Here is a 9,841-nt window from a genome sequence, read left to right on the forward strand (position 1 = left end):
GGTGGTCGACCGGGGGTGGCCGTCACCGCCTCCCGGCCCCCGGAGCGTCGACAGGACATGCTCGTCACGCGGAGCAGGTCCACGTGGCGACGGCGAACAAGGATGAGCACCTCACCAGCCTAATTGACCCGTTCGGCGGCGGGCGAGCCCCCTGCGGCGGAGGGCCACTCGCCACTTGTCCGAGGCCCCTCAAGGCGGTTCCCCCAAGGCGGTTCCCCCAAGGCGGTTCTCCCGAGGCGGGGTGGCGTGACGGTCGGAGGCTCCGGCTCGGCTCCCTTCAGGAGTTGTTGAGGTAGGCCAGGACGGCCAGGACCCGGCGGTTGTCGTCGTCGGAGGGCTGGAGGTCGAGGCGGACGAAGATCGACGCGGTGTGCTTGGCGACCGCCCGCTCGGTGATCACCAGCTGCTGGGCGATCGCGGCGTTGGAACGGCCCTCGGCCATCAGCGCCAGCACCTGCCGCTCGCGCGGGGAGAGGGTGGAGACCGGGCCGGCCGAGGAGTTGTGGGTCAACAGTCGGGTGATCACCTCCGGATCCATCGCGGTACCGCCCTGGGCGACCCGCCGGACGGCGTCGATGAACTGGGCGCCGTCCAGCACGCGGTCCTTGAGCAGGTAGCCGATCCCGCCGGTGCTGCCGGCCAGCAGCTCGCGCGCGTACAGCTGTTCCACGAACTGCGACAGCACCAGGACGGGCAGGCCCGGGTGGGCCTGGCGGGCCGCCAGCGCCGCCCGCAGCCCCTCGTCGGTGAAGCTCGGCGGGAGCCGCACGTCCACCACGGCGATGTCGGGCCGGTCGGCGGCCACTGCGGCGAGCAGCTGCTCGCCGTTCTCCACCGCTGCGGTGACCTTCATGCCGCTGGCCTCCAGCAGCCGGGTCAGCCCGTCCCGGAGGAGGAAGAGGTCTTCGGCGATGACAACGCGCACGGGATCTCCAGGTTCACGATGGTCGGACCACCGGACGGGCTGCTGATCGCGAGCACCCCGTCGAAGGCGGCCAGTCGGCGTTCGGTTCCGCTGAGGCCGGTTCCCCGGGACGGGTCGGCGCCGCCGCGCCCGTCGTCGGTGACCGATATCCGCAGCAGCCCGCCACTGTGCCCTATCTCGATCCATACGTGCGAGGCGCCGGCGTGTTTCACCACGTTGGCCAGCAGCTCGCTCACCGCGAAGTAGGCGGCCGACTCCACCGGGGCCGGAGCCCGACCGGGCAGACCACCGGTGAAGGTGACCGGCAGCGGCAGGTCCAGCGCCGTCGCCTGCACCGCGTCGGCCAGGCCTCGATCGGCCAGCACCGGCGGGTGAATGCCCCGGACCAAGTCCCGCAGCTCGCTCAGCGCCTTCACCGAGGACGTCCGGGCCTCGGCCAGCAGCGGCCCGAGGGCGTCCGGGTCGTGCTTTATCTGCTCGGCGACGGTCAGCAGCATGCCCAGTGCCACCAGCCGGGCCTGCGCCCCGTCGTGCAGGTCCCGCTCGATCCGGCGCAGCTCGGCCGCCCCGGCGTCGATGGTGTCCGCCCTGGTCTGCGCCAGGTGGCTGACCTGGCGGGCGAGCTCGGCCCGCCGGGACGGACCGAGCAGGGACCGGGCGGCCTTCTCGTGCACCCGAAGGACGGGCGGGGCGGCCCACAGGATCGCGAACGGGGCCACCCAGACGCCCATGCCGTAGACGATGAACAGCGGGAAGAGCAGCCCGTTCCGGCCGAAGACCTCCATGGCGATCGGGGTCAGCAGCACGATCGCGGCCGTGAACAGCACGGCGAGGCCGGTGAGGAGCGCCCAGGCGAAGTCCCGCCAGGTCGCCGGGTCGGCCAGCCAGCCGCCCGACTGCAGCCGCTGCCAAGGGCTGGTCGTGTCGGCCGGTCGCCGGTACGGCGCCGGGATCGGCCGCCCGCTCCACCGTTCGACGACCCGTCGGCTCTCGGTGGCGATCCAGCGCGCGCCGAACAGCCCGAGCACCAGCAGTGAGGGCGCCAGCCAGAGCGAGATGGACCGGTCGCCGGGCGCGGCGCCGCCGTACAGATGGGCCGCCGTCACGGCGAGCGCGCCCGGGGCGAACAGCGCGGCCCCGACCGCCCGGCCGCCGCCCCCGGTGGCCCAGCAGAGCGCCCAGAGGGCGACCGGCCCCATCGGCACCGTGAGGATCAGCGGCCCGCCCGGCAAGGACGACCGGGACTCATCGGGGCCGAACACGGCGGCGGCGAGCAGGAGCGGCCCGGCCAGCAGTGAGATCAGCCCTGTCACGGCCAACGTCACCACGTACCAGGCGCGTACGCCCTCGACGCAGGCCCGGCCCACCCGCCGGACCACCCTGCTGGTCACTTCCGTCCTCATGACGTGCCCCCTATCCGTTCCGGAGCCTCCGGAGCCCCCGTGCGGAGGCCTCGAAGCCTCGGTCCCGTAAGCTCCGCAGGCCCCGGTTCCGATCTTTCGGTGGCTCAGTCTGCCCGCCGCGGACGTCCGACGCTCTAGGCCTGAACACCCAGTTCGGGGTGTATCTGGATACACCCCCGAGAGGCCGTCCAGACGGCTGTCCGCACCCCGCCGCCGATTCGTAGCGTCATGTCCCGTCAGCCGGCCCGGGTCTCCCGGTGCCGGACCCCGAACCGTGGAGGGCCAGTGAACGCGCCGATCATCCGGATCCGCGGCGTCAGCAAGACGTACGACCGATCCGACGCCGCCCGCCCCGCCCTGGCCGGGCTCGACCTGGAGGTACGGGCCGGCGAGGCGCTGGCCGTGCTCGGCCGCTCGGGCAGCGGCAAGTCCACCCTGCTGAACCTGGTCGCAGGCCTCGACCGCCCCAGCGAGGGCGGCGTGGAGGTGGACGGCGTGACGGTCCACGAACTCGGCGAGGCGGCGCTGGCCGAGTACCGGCGGACGCGGATCGGCATGGTGTTCCAGTTCTTCAACCTGCTGGACGACCTGAACGTGGAGGACAACGTGCTGCTCCCGGCCCAGCTGGCCGGGATGAGGAGGGACGCCGCCCGCGCCCGGGCGGGGGAGCTGCTGGAGCGGCTCGGGGTGGCCCGGCACGCCAAGGCCTTCCCCGGCCGGCTCTCCGGTGGCGAGCGCCAACGCGTCGCGGTGGCACGGGCGCTGATGAACCGCCCGCCGCTGCTGCTGGCCGACGAGCCGACCGGGGCGCTGGACACCGCCTCCGCCGCCGACGTCCGCGACCTGCTGCGGGGGCTCAACGCGGAGGGCCAGACGATCCTGCTGGTCACCCATGACACCGCGCTCGCCGAGGCCTGCGCCGACCGGACCATCGAACTGCTCGACGGCCGGCTGGTCCGGGACACGGCGGCCGTGCCGGCCCCGGGTGGTGGCCGATGAACGGGCGGTGGGGGCATCGGCCCGGCCCGACCGGGGGAGAGGTGGGCGTATGAGCGCGCTCGGCAAGGTGGTCCGGGCCGGGGTCGGCCGCAAGCGGGTGCAGACCCTGGTCATGGTGCTCACCACGATGATGTCGGTGATGGCGTGCATCCTCGCGGTCGGGCTGCTGGTCGCCGCCCAGGGCCCGTACCAGCGCTCCTTCTCCGACCAGCACGGCGCGCACCTCAACGTGCTGTACGACCAGGCCAAGGCGAGCCCCGCCCAACTCGCGGCGGCCGCCCACGCGCCCGGCGTGTCGGCCTCGGCCGGCCCCTATCCGGCGCTCACCGTCCAGCCGCGCTCCGGTCCGGGGACCAGATTCCCGTCAGCCGGCAGTCTGCTGCCGCCGATGACGCTGGTCGGCCGGGGGCAGGGCGGTCCGATGGACGACCTGCGGATCACCAACGGCCGTTGGATCCAGGGCCCCGGGGAGGTGGTGTTCCTGGACGGGCACTCCCCGCTGGCCGTCGGCGACAGCGCCCAGTTCACGGACCTGCCCGGGCAGCCGACGCTCAAGGTCGTCGGTCTGGCCGCCTCGGTCTCCTGGAGCGCGGACGGCTGGATCGCCCCCGAGCAGGTGGCCGGGCTCACCCCGCCCGGCACGGCGCCCGCCGCCCAGTACCTGTACCGGTTCGCCCGGGCCGGGACCGACGCCGAGGTGGAGGCCGACCGGGCCGCGCTGGCCGCCGCGGTGCCGGGCGGGGCGCTCACCAAGGCGACGTCCTACCGGCCCGCCCAGGCGGAGGCTAACCGGACGGCCTCGACCTTCGTCCCCTTCGTCACGGCCTTCGGGGCGCTCGGTCTGGCCATGTCGGTGCTGATCATCGGCGTCGTGGTCAGCGGCGCCGTGAGCGCCGCCACCCGGCGGATCGGCATCCTCAAGTCCCTGGGCTTCACCCCGGCCCAGGTCGCGCGCGCCTACGTCGGCCAAGCGCTGATCCCCGCCGGGATCGGCACGGCGCTCGGCGTCTTCGGGGGCAACCTGCTCTCCGTGCCGGTCCTCGGGATGGCGCACAAGGCCCTGCGCGGCGGTCTGCTGGGCATCCCACTCTGGGTGGACGTCCTGGTCTCGGTGGTGGCCCTGGGCGCCGTGGCCGGTACCGCGCTGGTGCCGGCACTGCGGGCCGGGCGACTGCGCACGGTGGAGGCGCTCGCGGTCGGCCGAACGGCGCCGGGCGCCAAGCGGGCGACCGAGCACGGAGATTCGGTTCGGGCCGGAGCGGCGGGCCCGCTCTCCCGGCTGAAGGAACTGATCGGCCGACTGCCGGTGCCACGAGCGTTCAGCCTCGGGCTGGCGTCCCCGCTCAACCGACCGGGCCGGTCCGCGACCACCGCCGCCGCAGTGGTGCTCGGCACGGTCGGGGTCACCCTCTGCGTCGGACTGACGCTCTCGCTGAGCTCCTTGCAGGACGGCCTGGTCGCCGACCGCGCGGGCAAGGTCCTGGTGCAGCCGCCGATCGAGGGCTCCGCCGTGCCCGTCGACCACGTGGACGAGGCGGCCGTGGCGAAGGCGATCGACGCCCACCCCGGAACCCGGGCCTGGTACAGCAGTGTGCCGACCCCGGTCACCGTGGCCGGGAACACCGGGCGCTCCGAGGTGGAGGCGCTGAGCGGCGACGCCTCCTGGAGCGGCTTCCAGCTGGTCTCCGGGCGGTGGTTCCACGGCCCCGGAGAGGTCGTGGTCAGCGCCGCCTTCCTACGGGCCAACCAGGTGAAGGTGGGGGACACCGTCACCCTCACCGACCACGGCCGCAGCACCCCGGCGAAGATCACCGGCGAGGTCCTGACCACCAACGACCTGGTGTTCCTGGACCGGGCCGCGCTGGCGCCGCTCGGCGGCGCGATCCACGCCGAGGCGCTCTCCTTCCACATCGACCTCACCCCGGGCACCGACGCGAAGGCCTACGCCGACGGGCTGGACGAGGTCGTGAAGCCGATGGGCCTGAGCGCCGACGAGGGCGGGCCCGGCATCAACATCGTGGTGCTGGCGATGAACACCCTGGCGGGAACGCTCACGCTGCTGCTCTCCGTGGTCGCCGGGCTGGGGGTGCTCAACACGGTGCTGCTGGACACCCGGGAGCGGGTGCACGACCTCGGAGTGCTCAAGGCGCTCGGGATGTCACCCCGGCAGACGATCGGGATGGTGCTCACCTCGGTCTGCGGCGGCGGTCTGGTAGCCGGGCTGATCGGGGTCCCGATCGGGATCGTGGTGCACCACCAGGTGATGCCCGCGATGGCCCGCGCCGCCGGGATCGGGGTGCCGGACGTGGACCTCAGCGTGTTCTCCCCGTCGGTGGTGGGGCCGCTGATACTCGGCGGCCTGGTGCTGGCGCTGCTCGGCGCCGCCCTGCCCGCCACCTGGGCCGCCCGTACCCGGACGGTCACGGCACTGCGGACGGAGTGACGGCGGGGAGGTGGCCCCGGCCCGGGGCCACCTCTGGCGGGGGCGACCCCGCCCGGCTCAGGAGAGCCGCGCCCTCAGGAGAGCCGCGCCGTCGCGTACGCCTCCATGGCGGCGCGCTGGTAGGCGGCCAGCCCCGGGGAGATGGCCTCGTACGCGGCGTTCCACTGCGCGTTCTCGGTGCAGGAGCGCGCGATCGCGAGGTACTCCTCCACCGAGACCGTCCGGATCTCGCCGAGCAGTCGGTACTCCTCGTCGATCATGTCCTGCGCGGGCTCGGCGTCGGCCGGGTGGCCGGCCGCCATCAGCTCCGCCAGACGGACCATCCGCGCGGTCCGCTCGCGCTGCCCGGCCTCGATCTCGGCCGGGGTCATCGCGGCGGTGGCGCGCCGGGCCGCCTCGGCGTGCTCGGGGAAGTCGCGCAGGCTCTCGTCGATCTCGGCGGGCTGGATGCCCTCGAACAGGTTCTCGGGTCGGTTGATGCTGGTCATGGGTGTGCCGTCCCTCCGGGAGCGTTCCAGGTCGGCGATCGTGCGGGAGACGGTGGCGGCCAGTGAGTCAAGCCGGTTGCGCTCGGCGATCAGCCGGAGGTGGTGGCCCCGCAGGGCCTCCAACTCGTCCACCTGGTCGCCGAGGATCCGGGCGATCTCGGACAGCCCCACACCCAGGGCCCGCAGTACGAGGATCTGCTGAAGTTGCAGCAACTGCCGCTCCTCGTAGTAGCGGTGGCCGTTGGAGCCGATCCGAGCCGGAGGCAACAGCCCGATCTCGTCGTAGTGCCGCAGGGTCCGGGCGGTCACCCCCGACATCCGGGCGACCTCCGCGATCGGCCAGGCCATGGCGGTCTCCTCTCGCACGTCCTTCGACGTCCGCACGTCCTTCGACGTCCACGTTCGCTTGGACCGGGGCCGGTTCCTCCGGCCCTGGTCACGACGGTAGAAGCTGCCGCTGCGGCAGCTTCAAGCCCCGGTGGCTACCGCCCTGGCCGGTCCGGGCCGGTCCAGGACGGCCAGGACCGGCCAGGGCCATGGCTCACGCGTCGGCGAACCAGTCCAGGGACTGCCCGTGCGGCCCGGTGAAGGCCACCGGCCGTTCGTCCAGGGCGAGGACGAACAGCCCGGAGCCGGTCGGGGCAGGGCGGGGGAGGCGCTCCGCCACGGTCGGCAGCACGGAGAGGGCCTCGTTGGAGATCCAGTGTCCGGGCAGCTCGCGCATGGTCGCCCCGAACTCCTCCCGTGCCTCCGGCGGCAGATAGGCGAGCACCGCGCTGTGGAACACCACCGGAGTCGCCCCCGCCGGGGCCTGTGCCACCAACTCCCGTACGGTCGCCCTGAGATCGCCGCGTACCAGCAGCGGCGGTTCGGTACGGGCGATCCGGACGGCCCCGCGCAGCCGCTCCAGCCGGTGGGTCTGCTCCGGCCAGACCAGCGACTCCAGCCAGCGCATGTCCTCCTCGGCGCGGACGTCCAGCGGGTTGAGGTCGATCCCGGCCCGCCACACGACCTCGGGCAGTCGCTCCCGCAGGGAGTCGAGCATCGGTACCGGCCCGCTCACCTCACAGTCCAGCGTCACCGGACTGCCCTCGGCGCCGAACTCGCGCACCGGCTCGGGCATCGGCTCGCGCGCCGGCTCGCCGGGTCCACCCGACGCGGGGCCCGCAGGCAGGTACCGGTAGCGGTACCGGTCCGGGTACAGGCAGAGGCCCGCCGAGGCGCCCACCTCGATCAGCGCGAGCGGCTGCGGCAGCGAGGCCAGCAGCGGCAGCAGGGTGGCGCAGCGGCCCGCCTCGTTGGTCTGGGTCCGCCGCTCCAGCATCGTCGCCGAAACCTCGCCCCAGCGCGCCGCCGTCCAGTCGCGGAAGGCCGACCAGCCCTCCGTCACCGGCCCTCCCAGGTGCCGCACTGCGCCGAACAGCAGGTTGGGCTGTCGCTTCGGGGCCGGCAGTCCGTCCAGCAGTCCGAGCAACTCCGCGTCCCCCGCGGCCCGTTCGGCCAGCTCCTGGTAGGCCGCCGAGTTGCCGCGCGCCTCCCGCTCCGCGAAGGCCAGGTAGAGGCCCTCCGTGGCACTGCCCATGGTCCGTACTCCCTTTCCCTCAATCCGAATCCGGTGCGGCCGGGCTGCCGGCCGCCACTCGCAGCGCCGCGACCAGCGCCCCCAGCACCGGCTGCCCCCAGGCGCTCTCCCGTACGGCGGCGTGCAGCGCCCGCACCGGTGCCGGGCCGCGCAGCCGGCGCACCGAGACCCCCGGGTGCCGCTGCGCCAGGCCCAGCTCCGGCACCAGTGCCACCCCCAGGCCCGCCGCGACGAAGCCCTGCGCGGTCGGGTAGTCCGAGCTGTCCACCGCGGTCGCCGGACGGAACCCGGCCGCATCGCAGGCGCCGCGGACGATCTCCCGGCACGGCCCGGGCGGTTCGGCGCCCACCCAGGGCTCCTCCGCCAGCTCGGCCAGGTCCAGGACGCGCCGCGCGGCCAGCCGGTGGCCCCGGGGCAGCACGGCGCGGTACGGGTCGTCGCGCAGGTGCACCAGCCGCAGGCCCGTCGCCCCCGGAGCCCCCTCGGGCCGGACCAGCACCGCGAGGTCCGCCCGGCCGTCCCGCACCTCGGTCAGCGGGTCCTCCGGATCGGTCACCCCGAGGTCGAGCCGCACCCCCGGGTACTCCCGGCGGAAGGCGGCCACCGCCGGGGCCACCAGCGCGGCACCGGCCGTGGCGAAGTAGCGGACGGTCAGACTGCCGCTGCGCCCGGCCCGCAGGTCGGCCAACGCCGCACCGGCCTCCGCGATCTGCCGGTCGATGGCCGCCGCGTGTCCGGCGAGCAGCAGCCCGGCGGCGGTCGGCCGTACGCCTCGTCCGATCCGCTCCAGCAGGGCCGTCCCGGTCTCCCGTTCGAGCGTCGCCACCTGCTGGCTGACGGCGGACGGGGTGTAGCCGAGTGCGGTGGCGGCACCGCTCACCGAACCGTGGTCGACCACCGCACACAGCACCTGCATCCGTCGGACGTCCAGTGGGGCATTCATGTAGCTCAGCTTAAAGCTGGTGAAGAACTTTTCGCTTGTGCTACCGGGTTTCGCCGCGCGACCGTCTCCAGGGCGACCCGGAAACCCGGCACCGCTGCGGCGGTTCGGGGCCAGGGAGCCCCACCGACTCGACAACCCAACCGACCCGACAGCCGTCACCGACCCGACAACCCGTCACCGACCCGGAAAGGCCCCGACCGTGCTACGGATGGCCGTCCTCGCCCTGCTCTGGGGCTCGGGCTTCCTCTGGATCAGGCTCGCGCTGCAGCACGGGCTGACCCCGGTGCAGATCACCGTGCTGCGTGCCGCCCTCGGCGCCGCCGTCCTGCTACTGCTCGCCCGCTCCGCCCGGCAGCGCCTCCCGCGCGGCGGCGCGCTCTGGCGGCGGCTCGCGGTAGCCGCGTTCTTCTGCAACGCCCTGCCGTTCCTGCTCACCGCGTACGGCGAGCGCAGCGTCGGTTCCGGCCTGGCCGGCGTGCTGCACGCGACCACCCCGCTCTGGTCGCTGCTGATCGGCCTGGCCCTCGGCACCGAGGGCGCTCCCGGCGGAGCGCGCACCCGGGATCCGCTGCGCCTGGGCGGGCTGCTGCTCGGCTTCGCGGGCGTGCTGCTGATCCTCGCCCCGTGGCGGGAGAGCGGCGGCATCTCCGCCCCGGGGGCGCTCGCCCTGCTCGGTGCGGCGGCCAGTTACGCGGTCGCGTACGCCTACATGGCCCGGGCGCTCACCCAAACCGGGAGCGCAACCCGCACCGCCACCGGCACCACCACCGCCCCGCTCGCCCTCTCCGCCGCCCAACTCACCGCCGCCGCCGGGCTGAGCACGATCGCGCTGCCCACGGTCGGCCCGCTCAACCCGCTCGCCGGCGCCGACCCGCTCGGCCTCGCCGCCGTCACCGTCCTCGGCGTCGCCAGCACCGGCCTCACCTTCCACCTCAACTACCGGCTGATCGCCACCGAAGGCCCGACCAGTGCCGCCACCGTCGGCTACCTGCTGCCCGTCGTCTCCACCGTGCTCGGCGTCCTGGTCCTCGGCGAGGAGCTGACCGTGCGGGCGGTCG

The 9,841-nt window shown here is 74.2% G+C and carries 8 protein-coding genes; 3 read left to right on the plus strand and 5 right to left on the minus strand.

Annotation, left to right across the window (positions count from 1 at the left end; genetic code table 11):
- Positions 1-277: 277 nt before the first annotated feature.
- Positions 278-925, minus strand: coding sequence for a response regulator transcription factor (locus J0670_RS19160; RefSeq protein ID WP_207812846.1), 648 nt, complete (start codon positions 923-925; stop codon positions 278-280).
- A complete protein-coding gene (locus J0670_RS19165) occupies positions 877-2,328 on the minus strand; it encodes a histidine kinase (protein ID WP_207812847.1) in 1,452 nt (483 codons plus the stop codon). Before J0670_RS19165 ends, J0670_RS19160 begins: the two co-directional genes overlap by 49 nt.
- A gap of 285 nt (positions 2,329-2,613) precedes the next feature.
- Between J0670_RS19165 and J0670_RS19170 the strand changes: the two genes are divergently transcribed.
- Together J0670_RS19170 and J0670_RS19175 are read left to right on the plus strand one after the other, a co-directional pair.
- On the plus strand, positions 2,614-3,327 hold the full coding sequence (locus J0670_RS19170; protein ID WP_307806585.1) for an ABC transporter ATP-binding protein: 714 nt from the start codon (positions 2,614-2,616) through the stop codon (positions 3,325-3,327).
- A gap of 49 nt (positions 3,328-3,376) precedes the next feature.
- Complete coding sequence (locus J0670_RS19175; RefSeq protein ID WP_207812849.1) at positions 3,377-5,770, plus strand: FtsX-like permease family protein; 2,394 nt, start codon at positions 3,377-3,379, stop codon at positions 5,768-5,770.
- A gap of 74 nt (positions 5,771-5,844) precedes the next feature.
- Here J0670_RS19175 and J0670_RS19180 read toward each other — a convergent pair whose 3' ends face one another.
- The 3 genes from J0670_RS19180 to J0670_RS19190 form a co-directional block, all read right to left on the minus strand.
- Entirely contained in the window at positions 5,845-6,606 is a 762-nt protein-coding gene (locus J0670_RS19180; RefSeq protein WP_207812850.1) for a MerR family transcriptional regulator, read from the minus strand.
- Positions 6,607-6,799: 193 nt separating this feature from the next.
- Positions 6,800-7,840, minus strand: coding sequence for a DUF2332 domain-containing protein (locus J0670_RS19185; protein ID WP_207812851.1), 1,041 nt, complete (start codon positions 7,838-7,840; stop codon positions 6,800-6,802).
- Between the two features lie 19 nt (positions 7,841-7,859).
- Positions 7,860-8,756 carry a LysR family transcriptional regulator gene (locus tag J0670_RS19190; protein ID WP_207812853.1) on the minus strand — a complete coding sequence of 299 codons (897 nt, stop codon included), beginning with the start codon at positions 8,754-8,756 and terminating at the stop codon, positions 7,860-7,862.
- A 235-nt stretch (positions 8,757-8,991) separates the two neighbouring features.
- On the opposite strand from J0670_RS19190, the gene J0670_RS19195 reads away from it, so the two are divergent.
- Positions 8,992-9,841: DMT family transporter (locus tag J0670_RS19195; RefSeq protein ID WP_207812852.1), on the plus strand; the 850-nt coding region annotated here is incomplete at its 3' end.

It is taken from the genome of Streptomyces sp. FH025 (genome assembly GCF_017427025.1).
Lineage (GTDB): Bacteria > Actinomycetota > Actinomycetes > Streptomycetales > Streptomycetaceae > Kitasatospora.